We start from the raw sequence: 23,705 nt of genomic DNA on the forward strand, positions 1-23,705 counted from the left end.
TCAGTCCACCGCCTCGGGGTGGGTGAGCCGCAGCTCCTCGATGTCCAGCCGGGTCTCCAGCGCGACCTGCACGGTGTCGTCGATCCGGTGCTCGGCCCGCAGCCGGACCAGCGCGGCCCGCTTGCGGGCGATCAGCGCCAGGTGCAGCGCGGTGTCCCGGGGGTCGCGCCCGAAGGCGTCCGGGGCGTCGGAGGCGGTCAGGTCGGCCAGCGCGCCCTCCAGTTCCCGCCGGTAGCGGTCGACCAGCTCCCCGTCCGCGCCGGCCTCGGCCGCCGCCTCCGGCAGCGCCGCCAGCGCGGTGCGCAGCAGCGTCTCGTGCGCGAGCCGCTCCTCCGCGCCGTCCGCCGAGGGGTCCGGCAGCCGGGCCCAGCGGACCACGCCCGGCAGCACCAGGCCGTGCAGCAGCGTCACCACGATCACGCCGAAGGTGACGAAGACGATCAGGTCCCGGTCCGGGAACGGCGCGCCGGAGTCCAGCACGGCCGGGACGGCCAGCGCCGCCGCCAGCGACACCGCGCCGCGGAACCCGGCCAGCCCGCTGACGATCCGGGCCCGCCCGCTGACCCGCCGCGCGCGCTGCTGCGGGCGCCGGTCCACCGCCCGGATCAGGTACGCGGAGGCGAACAGGAAGACGATCCGGGTGCCGCTCAGCACCACCGCCACCACGACCACCATGGCCAGCCCGCGCGCCAGCGTGGTGCCGGTCAGCCCGCGCACCGCGCGCTGCGCCTCGATGCCGACCAGCACGAACAGCGCGCCGTTGAGCAGGAACGTCCCCAGCGACCAGGAGGCGACGATCTGCCGCCGGGCCTCCGCGCTGCCGGTGGTCGGCGAGGTCTGACTGATGATCAGCCCGGCGGCGACCGCGGCCAGCACCCCCGAGGACCCGATCGACTCCGCCAGCAGGTAGCTCCCGAACGGGATCAGCAGGAAGACCAGGTTCGCGCTCAGCGGGTCCGCGACCCGGCGCCGCACCAGCACCCCCAGCCAGGCCACCAGCGCGCCCGCCGCCACCCCGCCCACGTACGAGAGCGCGAACAGCCAGGAGACGTGCAGCACCCCGAGGTGCTCCTCGCCGACCGTGACGCCCACCGCCAGGCCGTAGACCACCAGCGCCGTGCCGTCGTTCACCAGGCTCTCGGCCTTCAGCACCATCAGGTTCCGGCGCGGCAGCAGCCGCGCCACCACCCCCACCGCCGTCGCGTCGGTCGGCGCCACCGCTCCGCCCAGCACCCACGCCGGACCCCACGGCACCCCCGTCGCGTGCACCGCCGCCGCCACCGCGCCCGCCGTCAGCACCACCAGCGCGGTGCTCGCCAGCACGATGCCGCGCAGGTTGCGCCGGATCTCCTGCAACGAGGAGGTCATCGCCTCCCAGTACAGCAGCGCGGGCAGGAACAGCAGCAGCACCGCCTCCGGCGGCAGCTCCACCTCCCGCAGCGCGGGCAGGAACCCCAGCAGCACGCCCGCGCCCAGTTGCAGCACCGGCGCGGCGACCTCGAACCGCAGCGCCGCCGCCCGGCAGGCCAGCAGGGCGACCCCCAGCAGCACGACCAGTTCCAGCCCGACCACGCGCGCCCGCCACCTCCGGTACCGCCCGCCGCGGCCCTCCCGGACGGTCCTCGCCCTCGGACGGTACTGCGGCCCGGCCACGGGCCCCCGCATTGACCGAACCGCCGACCGGGTGTTCTCCGGGCCCGGCGCCGCTCTCCGTGCCGGCCTACTCGCGGGCCGGTTCCCCGGTCAGCAGGCGCCGCTTGGCGAGGGCGAACTCCTCGGCGGTGAGCGCACCGTCCAGGTGCAGCCGGTGCAGGCGCCCGATCCGGTCGGGCAGGTCGGCGTCCTCCCGCGGGGCGTCCGGGTCGTCGAGCTCCAGGCGGACGTCGGTCGGGGCCCCGGGCAGGAACCGGACGGTGCCCGTGGCGCCGGGCCGGGGACGGGAGTGGGCCGGGAAGGAGACCGGGCGCTCCGCCTCGTGCTCGACGCCCCCGGCCTCGTAACGCACCGTCAGGGTGGCCCAGTAGCGGCCCTCGTGGTTCGGCTCGTCGGAGATCCGGTCGACCCGGACCACGGTGCCCCGCGCGGTCTCTCCCTCGGCGCGGATCCGCCGCTCCAGCAGCGCCGCCTCCCGCTGCTCGGTCCGGTCCGCCAGCCACCACCGGCGCGAGTTGCGGGCCGCGGGCACCGACCCCGCCGCCGCCAGCAGCGCGCCCCGCGAGCGGCCAGCCGCCCCAGCCGCCCGCCGCCGCGCCACCCGCCCCCAGCGCCGTCCCCGCCAGCACGGCCGTGCCCGCGCCGAACACCGGGACACCGCCGTCCGGTCCGCCGCCGCGGGCGATCAACTGCCCGCACACGAACGCCAGGAACGTGCCGAACAGCGCCAGCCCCGCCAGCACCCACCCCTCGGCGGCGGGCTGGGACAGCTGCGCCCGGGCCGCCCCGAAACCGCCCGCCGCCACCAGGGCCGCGAAGAACCCGGCACCGAACCAGCGCCCGCCCGAAAGGCCCGGCCAGCGCGGCTCGTCCGGGACCACCGTGTCGTCCATGGGCGTGATGCTAGCGGCCGCAGGTGAATGGTCCAGTCCAATGTCGATGGCTCGATTCCCGGCGGGCGGGCCGGGCCCGGCGGATACTCGACGCCATGACCGAGCAGCCGCCCTCGCCGCCCTTGCCGCTTTCGTCGTCCCGTTGTTCGTGGATGCCTGGTCCGGGCTCGGGTCTGGTTCCCCGGTGAGCCGAGCCGCCGGGCACCAACCGTACCTGGACGTCGAGTTGGCCGCTGCCCTGGCCGCGCGCGGCGGCGTGCCCGCCCCGCTGGCCTCCGACGCCCTGGCCGAGCAACTGCCCTTGCCGTCCCGTTGTTCGTGGATGCCTGGCTCGGGCTCGGGTCAGGTTCCCCGGTGAGCCGAGCCGCCGGGCAGCAGCCCCACCTGGACGTCGAGTTGGCCGCTGCCCTGGCCGCGCGCGGCGGCGTGCCCGCCCCGCTGGCCTCCGACGCCCTGGCCGAGCAACTGCCCTTGCCGTCCCGTTGTTCGTGGATGCCTGGCTCGGGCTCGGGTCAGGTTCCCCGGTGAGCCGAGCCGCCGGGCAGCAGCCCCACCTGGACGTCGAGTTGGCCGCTGCCCTGGCCGCACGCGGCGGCGTGCCCGCCCCGCTGACGCCCGACGCCCTGGCGCAGTGGCAGCGTCGGGACGCCGCCCGGCGGCCCAGGCCGACCCTGCGGCAACTCGCCGACGGCGGGCGCTTCGAGGCCACCGAGCACGACGCCGACGGCACCCCGCTGGTCGCCGCCCGCCCGGCCGGGGCGCACGGGCCGTTGCCCGCGCTGCTCTACCTGCACGGCGGCGGCCTGATCGGCGGCAACGCGTACGCCGTCCTGCCACGCGTGCTGCGGGAGTCGGCCGAGCCGCTCGGGCTGGCCGTGCTCTCCGTCGACTACCCGCTGGCCCCCGCCGCCCGCTACCCCGCCCCGCTGCACGCCTGCCGCACCGCCCTGCACTGGGCCGTCCGGCACGCCGAGCGGTTGCGGATCGACCCCGGGCGGATCGTCCTCGCGGGCAAGAGCGCCGGTGGCGGGCTGGCCGCCGCGCTCGCCCTGCTGCTGCGCGACGAGGGCGGTCCGGCGCCGCTCGGCCAACTGCTGCTCAGCCCGATGCTGGACGACCGCGGCACCACCGCCTCCACCCGGCAGGCCGCCGGGCACGACACCTGGGACGCCGTCTCCAACGCCACCGCCTGGCAGGCCGCCCTCGGCCCGCTGTACCGCGCCCCCGACCTCCCCCCGTACGCCGCCCCCGCCCGGGCCCGCGACCTCTCCCGACTGCCCCCCGCCTACCTGGAGGTCGGCTCCGCCGAGACCTTCCGCGACGAGGTCACCGCCTACGCGCACGCCCTCTGGCGCGACGGAGCCCCCGCCGAACTCCACGTCTGGCCCGGCGCCTGCCACGGCTTCGACACCCTCGCCCCGGCCGCCGCGATCAGCCGCACGGCGGTGGCAGCCCGCCGCGACTGGCTGCGGCGACTGCTCGGCCCGGCCGACTGAGCCCGCCCAGGGCGCGTATGCCCGGCCTCGTCCTCGAGGGCCGGTCGTGTGTTGCGCCCCGCCGCGATGCTCCTACCCGCGGTCAGGTCTCCTGCCGCCACACCTCGACAGCAGTCGTCGCGCTCGATCGCGCGACGGGCGGGCTGCTGCCACGACCGGACGAGGCGCTTGAGCAGATGCCACGTGCCCCCGACGGGGTACGAGACGTGGAACAGCCGGCCGATCAGCGTCTTGATCCGCGCGAGCGTCCACCGCCGGTCCGCCCACCCGTGTGCGAGCGGGCCACGCTCCAGCTCCCTTTCCAGCCTGGTGGGCCGGCCAGGTCCGAGCCCCGGGCGCCTTGGGGATCCCTTCGACCGGACGGCGACCTTTCCATGCTCGCGCCAGGCCCGCCGCCACCGCTCGACCGACTGCTTGTTCACCCGCAATGCGGCAGCGATCTCCCTGTTCTTCCGCCCCGGCTCGAAGCGTTCCACGGCCTGCAACCGGATCCGCTCCCGCGCAGCCCTCTCGGCGCCGGTCGGCCCGCCGCCCTGCGCGTACCTCACGCCGACAGAGCTACTGGAGGAGACCACTCACCATCAGGCAAACAGCCCCGACATCACCCTTTCAGGTCCCGCAGTACTCCAGCCGTAGATCGTGATCTTCGTCGCTGAGTCGTGGCCTCCGACGCGGCGCGATGTCCGGGGTCGGTGCAGTGCGTGGTCGGTCGACCGGCTATCTTGCCGGGCATGCAGGCAGTGGACTGGAACGAGGTGCGGGATCGGACTGTTGCGCTCTACGCACGGCAGGGAATGGGCGTCGACAGACGTGGTGGTCTCCCAGGAGCCCTGAGTGAGACGCAAGTACGCCAAGCAGAGGACCAGTTCGGCGTGACGTTCCCCGACGACTATCGCCAGTATCTGCTCAATGTCAGCGCCGGCGGCTGGGTGCGGACACTGCGGTTCGACGGGGCGCGCTGGGACTGGGTCGGCGCCCGATACGAGGACCATGCGAAGCTGCACGTTCCCTTCCCCGACCACGACAGCGCGCTCGCGGCAAGCGATGACGTCTGGGAGAGCGAGCCGAAGCGGGAGGACCATGTCTCCGATGCGGCTTACCGAGCTGATCACGACGCTTGGGAGGAGGCCGCGGATGCGGCTGAAGCCGCTCGGACCACCGGAGCCGTCTTCCTCGTCGACCACGGCTGCGCCTTCTCCGCGCTCCTGGTGGTCAGCGGGCCCATGCGAGGAACCATGTGGTTCGACGGGCGCGCTACGTGCGATCGCCTGAACCCGCTGTTGAACGATGACCGCCAGGCCGCAACCTTTGCGGAGTGGTACCTCGACTGGCTCGCTCACGAGGAGTCACTGACGACGCCCGAACAGCACCATGCCGCTTACCGGAGATGGAACGCAGGCGTAGGTACGCCCATCTGGCTCCGCTGGTTCGACGAGTAGAGTCCGAGACGCCGGCTGGAGCGATCAACGCCTTCCCATTCTGCCGTGCCGATGCCCTGGCCTTCTTCTTCCCACCAGTTCACACGCCGCGTGATGTGCGCGTCGTGGCCCATGGCTGGCAAGGTTGAACCGGGAGACCGACATGATCGCGAAGTCCCACCGGAGTACTGGGAACCGTCCGGCCGATCACGCGACTGTCGGCTGGTCGGATCGTTGGTGCGATCTGCCGGAGTGGTTCGGGCTGGGCAGGCTCCGCAAGAGGCCCGGCGGTGTCGCGGCCGACAAGGCGTACAGCAACGGCCCTTGCCGTCAGTGCCTGCGGCGCCCCGGCATCCGGCACGCGATCCAGGAGAAGGCCGACAGCCGGACCGCCCGCCTGTGCAAGGGATCGCACAGTGGACGGCCACCGGGCTTCGACGAGGAGCGGTACAAGGAGCGCAACACCGTTGAGCGGGCCATCCAGCTCACGCCGGTCTTCGACACACCTGAAGCCCAACGAGCAGCATGATCGGCCGGACGGCTCCTAGCCGGGCAGGCGGGTGTCGGTCCAGCCGGTGTCGGTCCAGCCGGTGGGGGTGCGGGTGTGGCGGCGGCGCAGGTGGTGGCGGTCGGGGGCCGCCTGCCAGAACTCGGCCTGGTCGGGGTGCAGGGCGTAGCAGTGCAGATCGGGGGCGGGGGTGGGGCAGGCGGGGGAGGGGCGGACCGGGCCGCGCAGGCGGACCTGGCGGCCGTGGGCGGGCCAGTAGGCGGTGAGGGCGGTGGCCGGGTGGGCGGCGAGCTGGCGGGCCTTGGGGGAGCCGGGGTCGGTCCAGAAGTGCCAGGCGGCGGTGGGGAGTTCGACGTCCCGCAGGACGAGCACCCGGGCGTCCGGGCGGCCCTCGGCGTCGACCGTGGCGAGCGTCAGCACCTGCGCGTCCGGGAGGCCGGCGGCCAGCGCGTCCAGCAGCCAGGCGGTGAACAGTTCGGCCGGGCCGGTGGGCGCGTGGTCCGGCGGCGGGTAGCCGGGGGCGGCCAGCACCGGGTGGGCGATCAGGGCGCGGACGAGGGGGGAGGGGGCGTCGGTCACGGGTGCTCCGGGGGGAAGGGCGGTTGCGGCGGCGGGGAGCCGGGCGGCATCAGCACGCTGACCCGGTAGCTCGTCGGGTGGACCAGCCGCCCGCAGTGGACGTCCAGCCGCAGCCGGGACTCGTCGTACGGGGAGGAGGACGCGGTGCGCAGCCGGCGGACGTAGTCCCGGAACTCGTCGGCGTCCTGCGTCGAGTGGAGCAGGTGCCACTGCCAGCCCGCGTACGCCTCGGCCCGGCGGCGGTGGGTCTCCGCCTGCCGGCGCTTGCGCTTCCGTTGCCCTGGCACGGGAGACACACTGGCGGTTGGCGCGGGCGGTGGCAAACGGGTTTGCGGGGCCGGAGTCACCCGATCGGGCGGCTTATTAGACTCGATGTTGATAAGAGTGGTCGAAACCCTTGTCGGGCCCGCTACCCGCGAGTAGTTTGCCGGTGTGCCCGCCGGACGGTCCCCGGGCCGCCCCCTCGTCCACCGCGCGTCAGGAGGCATCCCCATGCCCCGCCCCACCCCGCCCGTCACCGTGCACGACAGCCTGGTGCTCGAACCGCGCGACGTGCACTTCGACTGGTCCGAACTGCCCCTGCACTGGATCCCCGACGAGCCGATGGCCACCCACACCATCAACGTCCTGCACCTGCTGCTGCCCGAGGGCGAGCGGTGGTTCGTCAAGGTGTTCAAGGACGCCCTGCCGCTGATCCGGGACGAGCAGCTGCGCGAGGAGGTGCTCGGCTTCATCGGGCAGGAGGCGATCCACGCCGAGGCCCACCAGGAGGTGCTCGACCACCTGCTCGGCCAGGGCCTCGACCCCCGCCCGTACGTCCGGCAGATCAGCTGGCTGTTCCACCGCGTCCTCGGCGACAAGCCCGGGCTGACCGCCCGCCAGCGCCGCGAGAACACCATCGAACGCGTCGCCTTCGTCGCCGCGATCGAGCACTTCACCGCCTTCCTCGGCAACTGGGCCCTCAACTCGCCCGGCCTCGACCGGGCCAAGGCCGACCCCACCATGCTCGACCTGCTGCGCTGGCACGGCGCCGAGGAGGTCGAGCACCGCAGCGTCGCCTACGACCTGATGCGCCACCTCGACCCCGGCTACCTGCGCCGGGTCCGCGGCATGTTCGTCTCCGGACCGCTCCTGGTCCACCTGTGGATCCGCGGCGCCCGCTTCATGCTCGCCGCCGACCCCACCCTGGAGGGCCGGATCGTCCCCACCTGGCGCGAGGCCCAGCGCGCCGCGCGGCGCGGCCTGCTCCCCGAACCGGGACGCTTCCTGCGCTCCGCCGCCCGGTACTTCGGCCCCCGCTACCACCCCACCCGCGAGGGCAGCTCCTCCCAGGCGCTCGCGTACCTGGCGAAGTCGCCCGCGGCGAAAGCCGCCGCGACGCACTGAAGCCGGCCCCGCCCACCCGCGACCGGCGGCTGCCCGCATGCGGACGGCCGTCCGCGCCCGGACGGCCGTCCGCGCCCGGACGGCTGTCCACGTACGGGCGGCTGTCCGTGCCCGGACCCTAACCGCGTCCCGTCCCCCCTCGCGCAGTTCCCCGCGCCCCTGGCTTCGCAGCCCCTCTCCCGATGGAGCCGTGCCCCCATGGATCTCGAAACGCCGCCCCCCGACCTCTACGGACGGCCGCGGGCCGACCGCTTCTTCGCCCGGCTGACCGCCTTCGGCGACTGGTACAGCCCCGCGCTGGGCCGGCCCGGGCTGCGGCGCAGCCCGCGCCGGGGGGAGGCGCGGGGGGTGCCGCCGCTGTACCTGGTGGTGGTCTCGCACCGGGTGGTGGCCGAGGACGTGGTGGAACTGCGGCTGGCCGACCCGTCCGGGGGGACGCTGCCGGCGTGGCAGCCGGGGGCGCGGATCGTGCTGACCCTGCCGTCCGGACGGGAGCGCCACTACTCGCTGTGCGGCGACCCGGCCGACCGGCACGCCTACCGGATCGCGGTGCGCCGGATCGCGGACGGCGGCGGGGGCTCCGTCGAGGTGCACGACGCGCTGCACGTGGGCGTGCGGCTGCGGGTGCGCCGGCCGCGCAACGGCTTCGCGTTCTGCGGGGAGGAGAAGGTGCTGTTCCTGGCCGGCGGCATCGGCGTCACCCCGTTGCTCCCGATGGCCCGGGCCGCCCAGCGGGCGGGCGTCGACTGGCGGTTGGTGCACACCGGGCGCACCGCCGCCGCGCTCCCGTTCACCGCCGAGCTGACCGCGCTCGACCCGGCCCGGGTGACCGTCCGCACCGACGACGCGCACGGCGTCCCCGACGCGGCCGAACTGCTCGCGCATGCGCCCCGGGGCGCCGCCGTCTACGTGTGCGGGCCCGCGCCGATGCTGCTCGCCGTCCAGCGCGCGCTGCCCGCCTCGCCCGCCGCCGCGCTGCACTTCGAACGCTTCGGGGCCGCGCCGGTCCAGGGCGGCCGCCCGTTCTCCCTCCGGATCGGTGACACGACACTGACCGTCCCGGCGGACCGCTCCGCCCTCGACGTCGCCCGCGAGGCGCGCCCCGACCTGCCGTACTCGTGCCGGCAGGGCTTCTGCGGCACCTGCGTGCTCAAGGTGTCCGCCGGGACGCCCGAGCACCGCGACCGCCGCCTGACCGCGGAGCAGCGGGCGGCCGGCCTGCTGCTGCCCTGCGTGTCCCGGGCCGCCGAGGGCGAGACCCTCGTCCTGGAGGTGTGAGGTGCCGCAGCCGCCGCGATTCCGCTACGACGAGCGCGACCTGGCGAAGTTCCGCGAGGTCCAGCAGCTCGCCTACCACTGCGCCGAGCAGGTCGCCGCCTGGATCGAGCCCGGCGTCACCGAACGCCAGGCCACCGCCGAGCTGCGCCGCTGCCTGGTGCGCGCCGGGGTGCAGGACTTCTTCCACGTGCCGTTCGCCTGGTTCGGCGACCGCACCGCCTTCCGGCACTTCCACACCCCGCTGCAGTTCTTCGCCGGCTCCCGGGTGCTCGCCGAGGGCATGCCGTACGTGCTGGACTGCGCCCCCGTGGTGGACGGCTACACCGCCGACATCGGCTACGGCGGCAAGGTCGGCGAGAACCCCGTCTGGGACCTGCTCGCCAAGGACCTCAAGGTCTACCGCGAGCTGATCCTGCGCGAGGTCCGGGCCCGCAAGCCGCTCGCCGAGGTGTACGCCGCCGTCGACGCCCAACTCGCCGCGCACGGCTACGACAACCGGCACCAGGTCTACCCGGGCCGGGTGATCGGCCACCAGGTGACCCGGAACACCGCCCGCGGCCCGGCCGGGGTCAACCTGTTCGGCTTCGGGGTGCGTACGCTGCAGACCCTGGGACGCGAACTGGTGAAGGAGCGCCTGGAGGGCAGGTCCCCGCTGTGGGCGGGCGGCCGGGCCTCCCGGCACGCCCCGACCCCGGGCCTGTGGGCGGTCGAGCCGCACATCGGCTTCCGCGACGTGGGCATCAAGTTCGAGGAACTCCTCGTCGTCACCGACGAGGACGCGTACTGGCTCGACGACGACCTGCCGCACGTGCGGCGCTGGGCACTCCAGGAGGACGCAGCATGACCGGCCGCAGCAACGGGACCAGCCGCCGCACCGTCGACTCCGGCGGCCTCGCCCTCGCCGTGTACGAGCAGGGCGACCCGGCCGACCCGACGGTGATCCTGGTGCACGGCTACCCCGACGACCACTCGGTCTGGGACGAGGTCGCCGCCGACCTGGCCGCCGACCACCACGTGGTGCGCTACGACACCCGCGGCTCCGGCGCCTCCGGGGTGCCCGCCGCCCGCGAGGACTACCGGCTGGAACTGCTCGGCCAGGACCTGTACGCCGTCGCCGACGCCGTCAGCCCCGACCGGCCGGTGCACGTGGTCGCGCACGACTGGGGCAGCGTGCAGGCCTGGGAGGCCGTCACCGCGCCCGGCGCGTACCGGCGGATCGCCTCCTACACCACGATGTCCGGCCCCTGCCTGGACCACATGGGGTACTGGATCAGGCACCGGCTGCGCCGCCCCACCCCCCGGCACCTGGCCCAACTGCTGCGCCAGGGCGCACACTCCTGGTACATCGTGCTGTTCCAGCTCCCCGTGCTCGCCCCCGCCGCCTGGCGGCTCGGCCTGGCCCGGCTGTGGCCCCGCGTCCTGCGCGACCTGGAGGCCGTCCGCCCCCGGCCCGGCCACCCGCAGGCCACCCTCACCAAGGACGCGGTGCACGGCATCGAGCTGTACCGGGCCAACATGCGCCCCCGGGTGCGGGCCCCGCGCGAGCGGCACACCGAGGTGCCGGTGCAGCTGGTCACCCTGCAACGGGACCGCTACGTCTGCGACTTCCTCTCCGAGGGCCTGGAGCGCTGGGTGCCCCGGCTCACCCGGCGCACCCTGAACGCCACCCACTGGTCCGCGCTGCTGGAGAAGGGCCCGACGGTGGCCGCGATGGTGCGCGAGTTCACCGCCCGCGACCACGGCGCCGTCCGCCAGGAGCCCTCCGCGGCGGGCGAACTGGTCGTGGTCACCGGCGGCGGCAGCGGCATCGGCCGGGCCACCGCGCTCGCCTTCGCCGAGCAGGGCGCCCGGGTCGTGGTCTGCGACCGCGACCTGCCCGCCGCCCAGCGCACCGCCGAACTGTGCGAGCTCTCCGGCGTGAAGGCCGCCGCGTACCGGGTCGACGTCAGCGACGGCGCCGCCGTCGACGCCTTCGCGCAGCAGGTCGCGGCCGAGCACGGCGTGCCCGACGTGGTCGTCAACAACGCGGGCATCGGCCACTCCGGCACCTTCCTGGAGACCACCGAGGCCGAGTGGCGCCGCGTCCTGGACGTCAACCTGTGGGGCGTCATCCATGGCTGCCGGGCCTTCGGGCGGCTGATGGTCGACCGCGGCACCGGCGGCCACCTGGTCAACCTCGCCTCGGCCGCCGCCTACCTGCCCGCCAAGCAGCTCGCGGCGTACGCCACCTCCAAGTCCGCGGTCTTCATGCTCTCCGACTGCCTGCGCGCCGAACTCGCCCCGCACCGGATCGGCGTCTCCACCATCTGCCCCGGCATCGTCAACACCAACATCACCCGCACCACCACCTTCTCCGGCCTCGACGACGACGCGCTCGCCGCCAAGCAGGCCAAGGTCTCCAAGCTGTACGCCCGCCGGGGCTTCCCGCCGGAGAAGGTCGCCGCCGAGATCGTCCGCGCCGTCCGCACCCGCAAGCCCGTCGTCCCCGTCACCGTCGAGGCCAAGGCCGCCCGGCTGCTCGGCCGGATCAGCCCCGCGCTGCTGCGCAAGGCGGCCCGGATCAACGCGGGCTGACCCGGCGGCGGAAGCGGACCGACCAGTTGTCAGTTCCCTTGCCGTGCTGGGGGTTTGGCGATCCCCGGAACAAGGTCGCATACTGTCAACTGGTCTAAACCACTGGCCCGGCCAGTGGGGCCACAACGGGAGGGGAACCCATGCGCCGCTCATCCTGGCGGACGGCCGCCGTCGTCACCGCCGCACCACTGCTCGTCCTCACCGGGGCCGCCACGGCCTCGGCCGCCGATGCCACCACCAAGGCCCCCTACTCCTTCTGGGACGTCACCCACACCTGCGAGAGCCGGGTCGACTTCTACCAGGACACCGACGGCACCCACGTCCGGTACCAGCTCGTCGACCACGGCACCGACGCCCAGGGCTGCGAGGCCTGGGCGGTCACCTCCGACGGCGGCCGGGGCATCGGCCACATCTACGGCGGCTCGTTCTCCACCTACGACGGCGGGACGGTCTACATCACCCCCTACGTCCACCGGGTCAGCGACTACACCCACCCCGGCCTCCCGGGCCGGACCCTCTGACGGCACCCCCGCCCGGCCGCCGCGCCCCCGGGGCGCGGCGGCCCCGCCGTCCCGCCCGCTCAGCTCCGCAACTTCTCGATCCCGGACCGCAGTTCGTCCGCCGACATGCACGGCGTCACCGTGACCTTGGCCCCCAGCTGCATCCACAGCGGCTCCATGGTGCCCACCAGTGCGGACTCCTGGTCCACGTCCACCACCAGGGTGAACCCGCGGTGGCCGTTCAGCGGGTAGAAGTACGCCGCTTCGGGCCGCAACTGCTCCATCATCCGACCCATCATCTCGGTCATCCGCCCGCTGGTGATCAAGTCGTTGGACTTGTCGGTGTCGATCTCCGCGACGATCAAGGTTCGCATCGCACGCCTCCCGGCTCCGTCGGGGCTCCTGCGAACCGTTCCATTCTCCTGCGCCCGCCCGCCCCGGTCGCGGTGGGACGTCCACCGCGGGACGGGCGGGCGTCAGCAGTACGGGGCGTTGATCTGCTGGTAGCCGACGTAGAAGGAGCCGCTGGCGGCCACGCTCACGGTGCTGCCCTGCACGCCGACGGTGTTCGAGGCCCAGAGCGCCTTGTTGTCGCTGTTGCGGTACACCACGAAGTTGCCGTCGTTCTGGAAGGTCGCGTGGGAGTTGCCGTTCCCGCTGCTGTTCGACGACCAGCAGACCTTGTCCACGCTGCCGTTGTTCCAGCGGTACTCGACCAGGTTGCCGTCGGTCTGCATGCGCAGCTCGTAGCTGGGCTGGCCGCCGGCGCCGAACTTGACGATCGAGTCGCCGCCGTTGAGGGTGCTGCCGCGGCCGAGGGCGGAGACGTTGTTGGCCGAGGCGCTCCCGGTCAGGCCGACGACGGACACCGCCGCCACGAAGCCGGCGATCAGGGTCTTGGCGATGCGGCCGGTGGTCTTGTTCATGCTTCTTCCTCTGCTGCCTGTCGCCCGCGCGGGAGCTCCGCGGCGGGCGGGGACCGGATGGATCGGAGGGGCGGGCGGACCGGCGTGGGAGCCGGGACGCGGCAGCGGCCGCGTCGGCACCGGGGAGCCCGGGGACGCGGGGCCCCGTCCGGAGCGGCCGGAGCGGCTCGGACGGGCCCCGCGGAAGGCGCAGGGAGTTCCGGAGACGCCGGTGCGCGCGGGAATCACCGCACGGAAAGCGTTTCCGGGTGTTTTTCGGGAGCTGTTCTTCTCATGATTCGGCCGGGGAATTCACCGGCCGAATCGGGGCGGGCGTCAGCAGATGCCGGCGCCGACGATCTGCTGGTTGCCCACGTACATGACACCGCGGTCGTTGATGCTGACGCTGTTGCCGGACTTGCCCTGGGTGCCGGTCGACCAGAGCGCCGAGCCGCCGCTGCTGTAGAGCACGAAGTTGCCGTCGTTCTGGTACGTCGCGTGGGCGCCGTAGTAGCCGTTGGTGCCCGTCGCCCAGCAGACCTTGTCCACGCTGCCGTTGTTCCAGCGGTACTCGACCAGGTTGCCGTCGGTCTGCATGCGCAGCTCGTAGCCCGGCAGGCCGTTCGCGACGTACTTGATGATCGAGTCGCCGCCGTTGAGGGTGCTGCCGCGGTTGAGCTGGGAGACGTTGCTGGCCGAGGCGCTCCCGGTGAGGCCGATCACGGACACCGCGGCCGCGGAGCCGGCGATCAGGGCCTTGGTGATCCTGCGAGCGGTCTTGTTCATGTTTTCCCCTGTTGCCTTCGGTCGCCGTGGAATTTCCCCGGCGAACTGGCATCAGATTAACCAGATGGCATACGGATCGGCGCTGAATTCACGTGTGATGGGCGTCACATTGGTCAAGGAATTGTCGGGTCCGGATTTAAGGTTGAGTGTATTCGCACGTCAATGGCGCGTGTCGGGTCCGTGAACACCGGTCAAGTGGATTTATTCGGCCACGGTGTGGCGCGTACCGTCCCGTGGTGTGCGGGGAAAGGGGCGGATCATTTTTCCGGATACGGCGGGCATGTTCGCCGGATAGTCCGTTTGTGTCGGAAACATCCGTGGCGGGACCCGTCGGGCGGAATGGCCGCCACCCGTGGGAATTTTCGCACGAAAGGATGCTTCGGGCGTTTTGCCGGAGCGGCGGACCCCGGCCGGGCGGGGCGAAAAAGCGGCCGCCGAAGCGAGGGAGTCGCTTCGGCGGCCGGGTGTGGCGCGCGGGTGCGGGGTGCGTCCCGCGGGCGCGGGGTCAGCAGGGGCCGGTGATCGGCTTGAGGCCGACGTACAGGACGCCCTGGCTGTTGATGCTGACGTTGGACCCCGCTCCGCCCACGGTGTTCGAGGCCCAGATCGCGGGCCACTTCGGGGCGCCGTTGCGGAGGTAGACGACGAAGTTGCCGTCGTCCTGGTAGGTGGCGAAGACCTTGTCGCCGGCCCAGTAGGTGCCGCTCGCCCAGCACGCGTGGCTGCGGGACCCGTTCTCCCAGCGGTACAGGACGAGGTTGCCGTCCGGCTGCATCTGCAGGGAGTAGGCCATGTGGCCGCTGCTGTCGCGCTTGATGACCTCGCTCGGGGGCGACAGGTATTCGCCGCGGCTGAGTTCGGTCGTGCTGCCCGCCGCCGCGCTTCCCGCCAGGGTGAGGAGGGACACCGCGGCCATCGAGCCGGCGATGACTGCCTGGGTGATCCTGCGGGTGGTCCTGTTCATGCTTTCCCCTGCCGTCGCTCGGTTGCCTCGGGATTTCCGGGATGGGCGGGGATCAGGTTAGCCAGGTGAAATGTACACCGCAGGAAATTCGAACGTGACGGGGGTCACGACACGATCGGAGCGGCGAATTCCGATTTTCCGGGTCGGACGGGTGCGCACGTCAACGGCGGGTCGCGCGGAGGCCGCCGCGGCCCCCCGCAAACGGTCCGGCCGCGGGTGTGACGTGGATCACCGAGGGGCCCTAGGCGGCCCGGGAGGGCGACGGGGCGGCGGGGTCGTGGTGGATCGGGCCGCCGGTGGCGGAGAGCGGCAGGCAGGAGCCGCCGCGGGCCAGCGCGACCAGCTGGGCGGCGATCGAGACGGCGGTCTCCTCGGGGGTGCGGGCGCCGAGGTCGAGGCCGATGGGGGAGTGCAGGCGGGCGAGTTCGGCGTCGGTGAGGCCGACTTCGCGCAGGCGGGCGTTGCGGTCCAGGTGGGTGCGCCGGGAGCCCATCGCGCCGACGTAGCCGACCGGCAGGCGCAGGGCGCGCTCCAGCAGCGGGATGTCGAACTTGGCGTCGTGGGTGAGGACGCACAGCACGCTGCGGCCGTCGAGCCGGTCCAGCTGGGTGTCGAGGTAGCGGTGCGGCCAGTCGACGACGAGCTCGTCCGCCTCGGGGAAGCGGCGCTCGGTGGCGAAGACCGGCCGGGCGTCGCAGACGGTGACGTGGTAGCCGAGGAACTTGCCGATCCGGACCACCGCCGAGGCGAAGTCGATCGCCCCGAAGACGAGCATCCGCGGCGGCGGCACGTACGCCTCGACGAAGACGGTGACGGTGTGTTCGGCGGACGGGTCGCAGGGGCGCCCGTCCAGCCCGAGCACGAGCCGGCCGGTGCGCCCGGCGGAGAGCATCGCGCGGGCCTCGGCGACTGCGGCGCGCTCCAGCCGGAAGGAGGCGAAGGAGCCGTGGTGGGCGTCGGCGGTGACGGCGAGGGTGCCGCCGAGCAGGGCGGGCGGGCCGTCGACGATCCGGGCCACCGCGACGGGCGTGCCGGAGGCGGTGTAGGCGACCGCCGCGTCCAGGCCCGGGTCCGCGCCGGGCACGACCGGCTGGACGAAGACGTCGAGCAGCCCGCCGCAGGTCAGGCCAACGGCGAAGGCGTCCTCGTCGCTGTAGCCGAAGCGCTCCAGGACGGGCGTGCCGGTGCGCAGCGCCTCCCGGCACAGCTCGTACACCGCGCCCTCCACGCAGCCGCCGGAGACCGAGCCGACCGCCTCGCCGTCCGCGTCGACGGCCATCGCCGCCCCCGGGTCGCGCGGGGCGGAGCCGGAGACGCCGACCACGCTGGCCACGGCGAACGGGCGGTCGGCGGCGTGCCAGGCGTGCAGCCGGGCGGCGATGTCGTGCACAGGGTCGCTCCTCACGGACTCACGGACTCACGGACGGCGGGTGCCGCCCCGCCGGCGGGGCGGCGGGGCGGCGGGGAGGCCGGGCTCAGTGCACGCCCAGCCAGGACTTGATCGGCACGATCGCGAAGTACACGGCGAACACGCCGGTCAGGATCCACATCAGCGGGCCGGGCTCGCGCCACTTGCCGGTGCCCGCCTTGATGACGGTGTACGAGATGACGCCGGCCGCGACACCGGCCGTGATGCTGTAGGTGAACGGCATGACCACGCAGGTCAGGAACGCGGGGATGGCGATCTCGCGGTCCGACCAGTCGATGTGCCGGGCCTGGCTCATCATCATCGAGCCGATCACCACCAGCGCGGCGGAGGCGACCTGCACCGGCACCACCGCGGCGACCGGCGAGAAGAACAGCATCAGCGCGAACACGCCGCCGGTGACGGTGGAGGCCAGGCCGGTGCGGGCGCCGTCGCCGACGCCGGTCGCCGACTCGACGAACACGGTCTGCCCGGACGCCCCGGACAGGCCGCCGATCGCGCCGCCCGCGCCGTCGATGAACAGCGCCTTCGACAGGCCGGGCATCCGGCCCTTGGAGTCGGCCAGCCCGGCCTCGGTGCCGACGCCGATGATGGTGGCCATCGCGTCGAAGAACCCGGCCAGCACCAGGGTGAACACCGCGACCGAGGCGCTGATCGCGCCCAGCCCGTGCGAGCCGAACGCACCGAACAGGTCGACGTGCCCGAACAGCCCGAAGTCGGGCGCCGCGACCGGCGAGCCGGGCCAGGTCGGCGCCGAGCCGCCCCAGTCCTTCGCGCTCAGCCCGGCCGCCCTGTTCACGACCAGCGCGACCACGGTGCCCGCCGCGATGCCGATCAGGATGGCGCCCCGGACCCCCCGGGCCAGCAGCACGAAGACGGTCAGCAGGGTGAGCGCGAAGAGCAGGACGGGCCAGCCCTGCAACTCGCCGAACGGGCCGAGCGAGAGCGGGGTGGGGCCGCCGGTGTGCACGAACCCGGCCTTGTAGAAGCCGATGATCGCGACGAACAGGCCGATGCCGATGGTGATGGCGTGCTTGAGCGGCAGCGGGATGCCGTTCATGATCCTCTCGCGCAGCCCGGAGACCACCAGCAGCACGATCAGCAGGCCGTAGAGCACGCACAGGCCCATCGCCTGCGCCCAGGTGGTGTGCGGCACCACCAGCGCGGATATCGCACCGGAGACGGACAGGCCGGCCGCGACCGCCAGCGGCACGTTGCCGACCACGCCCATCAGGATCGTGGTGACGGCGGCGGCCAGCGCGGTGGCGGTGGTCAGCTGGGCGTGGCTCAGCTTGGCGCCGGTGACGTCCGCGCCGCTCAGGATGATCGGGTTGAGCAGGACGATGTAGGCCATCGCCATGAAGGTGGTGAGACCGCCGCGGATCTCGTTGCCCAGGGTGGAGCCGCGCGCCGAGATCTTGAAGTAGGCGTCGAGCGCGCCGCGCGGCGGTGTTTCGGGCGCGGTGGGGGCCGCGTCGGTGGGGCCGGGCTCCGTGGAGGTCCGGGACATGTCCACTCCCAAGGTTCATAGGGGGTTGGGGTGGGCGAGCCGACCTGAATGCCCGTCAGGGGGGTACGCAGGGGGACTGGTTCGACTCACGGGTGGGGGTGCTGCGGGGCCCGGCGAGACTCCGGCAGCGCCCCGGGGCGGGGGGAAGACTCGGAACCCGCCCCGGGGACGTTCTCGAACGGGCCGTCAGAGCGTGTCGGTCAGGTGCTCCGGCCGCACCGGGATGCGGGTGAGCGCCTTGCCGGTGGCCTGGCGGATGGCCGCGACGATCGACGGGGTGGCGGAGACGGTGGGGGCCTCGCCGACGCCGCGCAGCCCGTACGGGGCGTGCGGGTCGGGCAGTTCGAGGATCTGCACCGGGATCGGCGGGGTGTCCAGGATGGTCGGGATCAGGTAGTCGGTGAAGGAGGCGTTGCGCACCTTGCCGTCCTTGACCACGATCTCCTCCATCACCGCGAGGCCCAGCGCCTGGGTGCAGCCGCCCTGGATCTGGCCGACCACCGAGAGCGGGTTGAGCGCCTTGCCGACGTCCTGCACGGCCGTCAGCTCGACCACCTTGACCAGGCCCAGCTCCACGTCCACGTCCACCACGGCGCGGTTGGCGCAGAAGGTGTACTGGACGTGCCCGAAGCCCTGCCCGGTCTCCTTGTCGAACGGGACGGTGGGCCGGTGGTGGTGCTCGCGGGTCTGCTCGATGGCGTCGTCGCCGAGCAGGTCGACCATGGAGATCAGCACGCCCGCCGAGGCGGACACCACCTTGCCGCCGAGCAGCGACAGGTCGGTCTGCGTCCAGCCGTAGCGGTGGCGGCCCTTCTCCAGCAGCTCGTGCCGCACCGCCTCGGCGGCGAGCTTCACCGCGCCGCCGGTCATGTACGTCTGCCGGGAGGCGGAGGTGGAGCCGGCCGAGCCGACCTCGGTGTTGGCCGGGTGGATGGTGACCTGCTCGACGCCCAGCTCGGTGCGGGCGATCTGGGCGTGCACGGTGACGCCGCCCTGGCCGACCTCGGCCATCGCGGTGTGCACCATGGCCACCGGCTCGCCGCCGATCACCTCCAGCCGGACCCGGGCGGTCGAGTAGTCGTCGAATCCCTCGGAGAAGCCGACGTTCTTGATGCCCACCGAGTAGCCGACGCCACGCACGATGCCCTCGCCGTGCGAGGTGTTGGACAGCGCGCCCGGCAGGGTGCGCACGTCCAGGTGCTCCAGGTCGAGCGGCGGCGGCAGCGGCATGTCCTTGACCCGCTGGAGCAGTTCGGCGACCGGCGCGGGCGCGTCGATCGGCTGCCCGGTCGGCATGAAGTCGCCCTGGGTGACGGCGTTCAGCTGCCGCAGCTCGACCGGGTCCATGCCGAGCGCCTCGGCCAGCTTGTCCATCTGCGACTCGTAGCCGAACGCGGCCTGCACCGCGCCGAAGCCGCGCATCGCCCCGCAGGACGGGTTGTTGGAGTACAGCGCGATCGCGTGCATCCGCACGTTCGGGATGACGTACGGGCCGTGGCCCAGCGAGGCGGCGTTGCCGACCACCGCGGGGGAGGCGGAGGCGTAGGCGCCGCCGTCCAGCACGATCCGGCAGTCGGCGAAGACCAGCCTGCCGTCCCGGGTCGCGCCGTGCTCGTAGCGCATCCGCGCCGGGTGGCGGTGCACGTGCCCGAAGAAGGACTCGTCGCGGGCGTACACGATCTTGACCGGTTTGCCGGTGTGCAGCGCCAGCAGGCAGGCGTGGATCTGCATCGACAGGTCCTCGCGGCCGCCGAACGCGCCGCCCACCCCGGCCAGGGTGAGGCGGACCTTCTCCTGCGGCAGGTCCAGGACGGGCGCCATCTGCTGGCGGTCCACGTGCAGCCACTGGGTGGCGACGTACAGGTCGACGCCGCCGTCCTCGGCGGGCACCGCGAGGCCGGACTCCGGGCCCAGGAACGCCTGGTCCTGCATGCCGACCTCGTACTCGCCGGACACGATCACGTCCGCCAGCGCCCGCACCTCGTCGGTGACGCCCAGGCCGGAGACCAGCTTCTGCTCGTGGCAGACGTTGCCGTACGCGTGCGACTTGTACTCGTGCGGCTCGTGCACGTAGCCGTGCACCTCCGGGGCCAGGCACTGCTCCTCGGTGGTGATCGGGGTGAGCACCTCGTACTCGACCACGATCTTCTTCACCGCGCGCCGGGCCGTCTCCGGGTGGTCGGCGGCCACCAGGGCGATCGCCTCGCCGTGGTAGCGGACCTTGTCGATCGCCAGGGCCGGCTGGTCGGCGATCTCCAGGCCGTAGTACTTCTCGCCCGGGATGTCCTCGTGGGTGAGCACCGCGTACACGCCGGGCACCTTCAGCGCCTCGGAGACGTCCACGGACAGGATGTTCGCCCGCGGGTGCGGGGAGCGCAGCGCGGTGCCCCACAGCATGTCCTCGTGCCACATGTCGGAGGAGTAGGCGAACTCGCCCTTCACCTTCAGCGTGCCGTCCGGGCGCAGCGGGGAGCCGCCGATGCCGTCCTTGGACGCCTGGTTGATCTTCTGCAGGTTCTTCTGGCCCTGGATCGTGCGGGTCGTCACTTCTCCACCCCCCGGGCGCACGTCCGGGCCGAGGCCAGCCGCACCGCGTCCATGATCTTCTCGTAGCCGGTGCAGCGGCACAGGTTGCCCGACAGCGCCTCCCGGATGTCCGTGTCGGAGGGCTGCGGGTCCGCCGCCAGCAGGGCGTCGGTCTGCACCAGCAGGCCCGGGGTGCAGAAGCCGCACTGCACGGCGCCCGCGTCCACGAACGCCTGCTGCACCACGCCCAGTTCGCCGTCCGGGCCGGCCAGGCCCTCCACGGTGCGCACCTCGCGGCCCTGCACCTGGCCCGCCGCCACCAGGCAGGAGCACACCGGCACCCCGTCCAGGTAGACCGTGCACGAGCCGCACTCGCCCTGCTCGCAGGCGTTCTTCGAACCCGGCAGGCCGACCCGCTCGCGCAGGACGTACAGCAGGGACTCGCCCTCCCACACGTCGTCGGCCTCCACCGGCTTGCCGTTCGCGCTGAACGTGACCCTCATGCCGCGCTCCTGATCTGCTTGCGATAGTCGTTCCAACACCACGTCAGGGTGCGCCGGGCCATCACGGCCAGCGCGTGCCGCCGGTAGTCGGCGGTGCCCCGGACGTCGTCGATCGGGGAGGCCGCGCCCTTCACCAGCTCGCCGAAGCGCTGCACCACCTCCGGGCCGAGCAGCTCGCCCGACTCCCACAGGCCGCGCTCGGCGAGCACCCCCCGCAGGTACTCCTCGGCCTCCACCGCCCGGCGCGGCGTCGGCGCGGCCGAACCGATGCCGGTGCCGACCGTGCCGTCCTTCGGGTGCAGCGCGAAGCCGAACGCGCAGACCGCGATCACCATCGCGTTGCGGGTGCCGATCTTCGAGAACTGCTGCGGGCCGTCCGCGACCGGGATGCGCACCGCGCGGATCAGCTCGTCCGGCTCCAGGCTGTTGCGCTTCACCCCGAGGTAGAACTCGTCGATCGGGATCAGCCGCGACCCGCGCACCGACTCCGCCTCCACGCACACCTCCCGGCCCGCGGCCAGCAGCGCCGGGTGCGAGTCGCCGGCCGGCGAGGCCGCGCCCAGGTTGCCGCCGACGCTGCCGCGGTTGCGGATCTGCGGCGAACCCACCGTGTGCGCGGCCAGCGCCAGGCCCGGCAGCGGCCCCGACAGCTCCTCGATGATCCGGGCGTACGGCACCGCCGCACCCAGCCGGACGCTCGCGCCGTCGCTGCTCCACTCGGTCAGCTCGGTGATGCGGTTCAGATCGAGGATCGCGGATGGCCGGTGCACGTCGAAGTTCATCTCGACCATGACGTCCGTGCCGCCGGAGATGGGCAGCGCGGTGGGGTGCTCGGCCTTCGCCGCGAGTGCCTCGTCCCAGCTCGCGGGCCGAAGGAACTCCATGCGGGTAACTCCTCAAGTCGTCGCCGACGGACGCGGGCACCTGCGCCCTTGCCGGTGCCCGGGGCCCGGGGGCCCTCGGTCACCGCGGTGCAGCCCGGCGGCGTGTTGGCAAGTGAACCGCCGTGACGGGGGCCACTGGCAGTCACTGATGGCATGAGGCCCGGCGGTGACCCGCACCACCGTCCTGTACGTTCCTCTAAGGTGGACGATCCTCCAGCTCAGCTCGGGCACACTGGGCCGTTCCACCCCGCGGTCCCACCCTCACAGACCAAGAAGGGCTGCCCATGCGCGTCCGCGACCTGCTCGCCCCCGGAGCCCCCCGACTGCGCCTGCTCGCCGGCGAGGACGAGCTCGACCGGCAGGTCACCGGCGTGATGACCACCGACCTCCAGGAGCCCGGCCGCTACCTGCACGGCGGCGAACTCGTCCTCACCGGCATGCTCTGGCGCACCGCGCCCGCCGACTCCGAACGCTTCGTGCGCACCATCGTCACCGCCGGGGCCGCCGCCCTCGGGGCCGGCGAGGTCGAGGTCGGCCCCGTCCCCGCCGACCTCGCCGAAGCCTGCCGCCGCCACCGCCTGCCGCTGCTCGCCGTCCCCGACGACGTCGCCTTCGGCGCCGTCACCGAGTACGTCGGCCGCCAGGTCTCCGCCGACCGGGCCGCCGACCTCGCCGCCCTGGTCGACCGGCACCGCCTGCTGGTCTCCGCCGCCGGCGCGGGCGGCCTCGACGCCGTCCTCGACCTGCTCGGCGGCGACCTCGACCTCGACTGCTGGGTCCTCACCCCCACCGGGCGCGTCGTGGCCGGCCCCGCCGACCACCTGCCGCCCGCCGACCGCGACCAGCTCGTCCGCGCCCACCTCGCCGCCCAGCGCCAGCGCCGCCGCCCCCCGCACCGCGTCCGCCTCGCCGCCGGCCCCTACTCGCTGCTGCCCGCCGCCACCGAGCCGGCCGGCGCGGCCGGTGCGGACGCCGACACCCCCCTCGCCGACTGGATCCTCGCCGTCGCCGGCGACGTCACCGAATGGACGCCGGGGCGCCAGCAGCTCGCCGAGAACCTGGCCCGCCTGGTCGCCGCCGAACGCACCCGCCGCGACGAGGGCCGCCGACTGCGCCGCCGGATCGCCGACGAGGTCCTCACCCTGCTCCGGCGCGACGCCGACCCCGCCGAGATCGGCCGCGCCCTCCAGGCCTCCACCACCATGGCCGCCCGCTACGAGGGCTCCACCGAGACCACCGGCGACAACCCGCAGTGGCTGGTGCTCTCCGCCGACGCCACCGGACTGCCCGACGGCGCCCTGCGGCCGATCCTGGAGGAGGCGCTGGCCGCCGCCACCGACCGCGCCCTGGTCGCCGCCACCGGCCCCACCGGCGCCGTCGTCGTGCTGCCCGCCCTCGACACCCCCGTGCCCGCCGACGCGGTCCGCGCCCTGCTCGCCCCGCTGGAAGCCGGCCTCGGCTCCGAGGGCCGGATCACGGTGGGCGTCTGCGCCCCCGCCGCCGAGTCCGGCGGCCTGCGCGGCGCCCTCGAAGAGGCCCGGCACGCCCGCCGGATCGCCGCCGCCCGGATCGGCCGGGTCTGCGTGGCCGGCCCCGAGGAGCTGGCCTCCCACGTCCTGCTGCTGGCCGCCGTCCCCGACGAGGTCCGCCGGGCCTTCCGCAGCCGCCTCCTCGACAAGGTCATCGCCTACGACCTCGAGCACCAGGCCGACCTGGTCCGCACCCTGGAGGCGTTCCTCCGTTCCGACGGCTCCTGGACGCGCTGCGCCGCCCAGCTGCACGTCCACGTCAACACCCTGCGCTACCGGATCGGCCGGATCGAGGAGCTCACCGGCCGCGACCTCTCCCGGCTGGAGGACCGGGTCGACTTCTACCTGGCCCTGGAGCTCGCCTGACGGCCGGAGGGCGGCCCCCCG

The 23,705-nt window shown here is 73.6% G+C and carries 22 protein-coding genes and 1 pseudogene; 9 read left to right on the forward strand and 14 right to left on the reverse strand.

Going from position 1 to position 23,705, the window contains the following annotated elements; all coding sequences use genetic code 11:
* A complete protein-coding gene (locus HUT16_RS30060) occupies window positions 1-1,572 on the reverse strand; it encodes a Na+/H+ antiporter (RefSeq protein ID WP_176191185.1) in 1,572 nt (523 codons plus the stop codon).
* Between the two features lie 148 nt (window positions 1,573-1,720).
* Entirely contained in the window at window positions 1,721-2,311 is a 591-nt protein-coding gene (locus tag HUT16_RS30065; RefSeq protein ID WP_368662719.1) for a DUF3592 domain-containing protein, read from the reverse strand.
* Window positions 2,312-3,070: 759 nt separating this feature from the next.
* On the opposite strand from HUT16_RS30065, the gene HUT16_RS30070 reads away from it, so the two are divergent.
* On the forward strand, window positions 3,071-4,042 hold the full coding sequence (locus HUT16_RS30070) for an alpha/beta hydrolase (RefSeq protein WP_254898048.1): 972 nt from the start codon (window positions 3,071-3,073) through the stop codon (window positions 4,040-4,042).
* Between the two features lie 176 nt (window positions 4,043-4,218).
* Here HUT16_RS30070 and HUT16_RS30075 read toward each other — a convergent pair.
* Window positions 4,219-4,617 (reverse strand): annotated as a pseudogene (locus tag HUT16_RS30075) (helix-turn-helix domain-containing protein); the annotation flags it as partial.
* A gap of 156 nt (window positions 4,618-4,773) precedes the next feature.
* Here HUT16_RS30075 and HUT16_RS30080 point away from each other — a divergent pair.
* Both HUT16_RS30080 and HUT16_RS30085 read left to right on the forward strand, forming a co-directional pair.
* The gene (locus tag HUT16_RS30080; protein WP_176191187.1) at window positions 4,774-5,481 is read left to right on the forward strand and encodes an SMI1/KNR4 family protein; all 708 of its coding nucleotides are present in this window, start codon (window positions 4,774-4,776) and stop codon (window positions 5,479-5,481) included.
* A gap of 142 nt (window positions 5,482-5,623) precedes the next feature.
* The gene (locus HUT16_RS30085) at window positions 5,624-5,989 is read left to right on the forward strand and encodes a hypothetical protein (protein WP_176191188.1); all 366 of its coding nucleotides are present in this window, start codon (window positions 5,624-5,626) and stop codon (window positions 5,987-5,989) included.
* 15 nt (window positions 5,990-6,004) lie between these two features.
* On the opposite strand, the gene HUT16_RS30090 is transcribed toward HUT16_RS30085, so the two are convergent.
* Window positions 6,005-6,547, reverse strand: coding sequence for a pyridoxamine 5'-phosphate oxidase family protein (locus HUT16_RS30090; protein ID WP_176191189.1), 543 nt, complete (start codon window positions 6,545-6,547; stop codon window positions 6,005-6,007).
* Entirely contained in the window at window positions 6,544-6,834 is a 291-nt protein-coding gene (locus tag HUT16_RS30095) for a hypothetical protein (protein WP_254898049.1), read from the reverse strand. Before HUT16_RS30095 ends, HUT16_RS30090 begins: the two co-directional genes overlap by 4 nt.
* A gap of 205 nt (window positions 6,835-7,039) precedes the next feature.
* Between HUT16_RS30095 and HUT16_RS30100 the strand changes: the two genes are divergently transcribed.
* From HUT16_RS30100 to HUT16_RS30120, 5 genes are all read left to right on the forward strand, one after another.
* Window positions 7,040-7,933, forward strand: coding sequence for a metal-dependent hydrolase (locus tag HUT16_RS30100; protein ID WP_176191190.1), 894 nt, complete (start codon window positions 7,040-7,042; stop codon window positions 7,931-7,933).
* Between the two features lie 198 nt (window positions 7,934-8,131).
* Window positions 8,132-9,211, forward strand: a complete 1,080-nt coding sequence (locus HUT16_RS30105; protein WP_176191191.1) for a PDR/VanB family oxidoreductase — start codon at window positions 8,132-8,134, stop codon at window positions 9,209-9,211.
* A 1-nt stretch (window position 9,212) separates the two neighbouring features.
* Window positions 9,213-10,055, forward strand: a complete 843-nt coding sequence (locus HUT16_RS30110; protein ID WP_176191192.1) for a M24 family metallopeptidase — start codon at window positions 9,213-9,215, stop codon at window positions 10,053-10,055.
* Window positions 10,052-11,785 (forward strand): SDR family oxidoreductase, encoded by a 1,734-nt coding sequence (locus HUT16_RS30115; protein WP_176191193.1) that lies wholly within the window; start codon window positions 10,052-10,054, stop codon window positions 11,783-11,785. Before HUT16_RS30110 ends, HUT16_RS30115 begins: the two co-directional genes overlap by 4 nt.
* 140 nt (window positions 11,786-11,925) lie before the next feature.
* Window positions 11,926-12,306, forward strand: coding sequence for a hypothetical protein (locus HUT16_RS30120; protein ID WP_176191194.1), 381 nt, complete (start codon window positions 11,926-11,928; stop codon window positions 12,304-12,306).
* Window positions 12,307-12,365: 59 nt separating this feature from the next.
* Here the strand turns inward: HUT16_RS30120 and HUT16_RS30125 are convergent, their stop codons facing one another.
* From HUT16_RS30125 to HUT16_RS30165, 9 genes are all read right to left on the reverse strand, one after another.
* On the reverse strand, window positions 12,366-12,659 hold the full coding sequence (locus HUT16_RS30125; protein WP_176191195.1) for a hypothetical protein: 294 nt from the start codon (window positions 12,657-12,659) through the stop codon (window positions 12,366-12,368).
* Between the two features lie 102 nt (window positions 12,660-12,761).
* Window positions 12,762-13,211, reverse strand: a complete 450-nt coding sequence (locus tag HUT16_RS30130) for a hypothetical protein (RefSeq protein WP_176191196.1) — start codon at window positions 13,209-13,211, stop codon at window positions 12,762-12,764.
* Window positions 13,212-13,526: 315 nt separating this feature from the next.
* Entirely contained in the window at window positions 13,527-13,976 is a 450-nt protein-coding gene (locus HUT16_RS30135) for a hypothetical protein (protein ID WP_176191197.1), read from the reverse strand.
* 505 nt (window positions 13,977-14,481) lie between these two features.
* On the reverse strand, window positions 14,482-14,940 hold the full coding sequence (locus HUT16_RS30140; protein ID WP_176191198.1) for a hypothetical protein: 459 nt from the start codon (window positions 14,938-14,940) through the stop codon (window positions 14,482-14,484).
* Window positions 14,941-15,181: 241 nt separating this feature from the next.
* Entirely contained in the window at window positions 15,182-16,330 is a 1,149-nt protein-coding gene (locus HUT16_RS30145; RefSeq protein ID WP_176191199.1) for an XdhC family protein, read from the reverse strand.
* Window positions 16,331-16,415: 85 nt separating this feature from the next.
* On the reverse strand, window positions 16,416-17,876 hold the full coding sequence (locus tag HUT16_RS30150) for an NCS2 family permease (RefSeq protein ID WP_176191200.1): 1,461 nt from the start codon (window positions 17,874-17,876) through the stop codon (window positions 16,416-16,418).
* A 186-nt stretch (window positions 17,877-18,062) separates the two neighbouring features.
* Window positions 18,063-20,423: a xanthine dehydrogenase subunit D gene (pucD, locus tag HUT16_RS30155; protein ID WP_176191201.1), complete on the reverse strand. Its 2,361-nt coding sequence runs from the start codon at window positions 20,421-20,423 to the stop codon at window positions 18,063-18,065.
* Window positions 20,420-20,905, reverse strand: coding sequence for a (2Fe-2S)-binding protein (locus HUT16_RS30160; protein WP_176191202.1), 486 nt, complete (start codon window positions 20,903-20,905; stop codon window positions 20,420-20,422). Before HUT16_RS30160 ends, pucD begins: the two co-directional genes overlap by 4 nt.
* Window positions 20,902-21,789: a xanthine dehydrogenase family protein subunit M gene (locus HUT16_RS30165; protein WP_176191203.1), complete on the reverse strand. Its 888-nt coding sequence runs from the start codon at window positions 21,787-21,789 to the stop codon at window positions 20,902-20,904. The genes HUT16_RS30160 and HUT16_RS30165 overlap by 4 nt, the downstream gene beginning before the upstream one ends.
* 284 nt (window positions 21,790-22,073) lie before the next feature.
* Here HUT16_RS30165 and HUT16_RS30170 point away from each other — a divergent pair, with 284 nt between their 5' ends.
* Complete coding sequence (locus tag HUT16_RS30170; protein WP_176191204.1) at window positions 22,074-23,684, forward strand: PucR family transcriptional regulator ligand-binding domain-containing protein; 1,611 nt, start codon at window positions 22,074-22,076, stop codon at window positions 23,682-23,684.
* Window positions 23,685-23,705: the final 21 nt, after the last annotated feature.

The organism is Kitasatospora sp. NA04385 (assembly GCF_013364235.1).
Taxonomy (GTDB): Bacteria; Actinomycetota; Actinomycetes; order Streptomycetales; family Streptomycetaceae; genus Kitasatospora.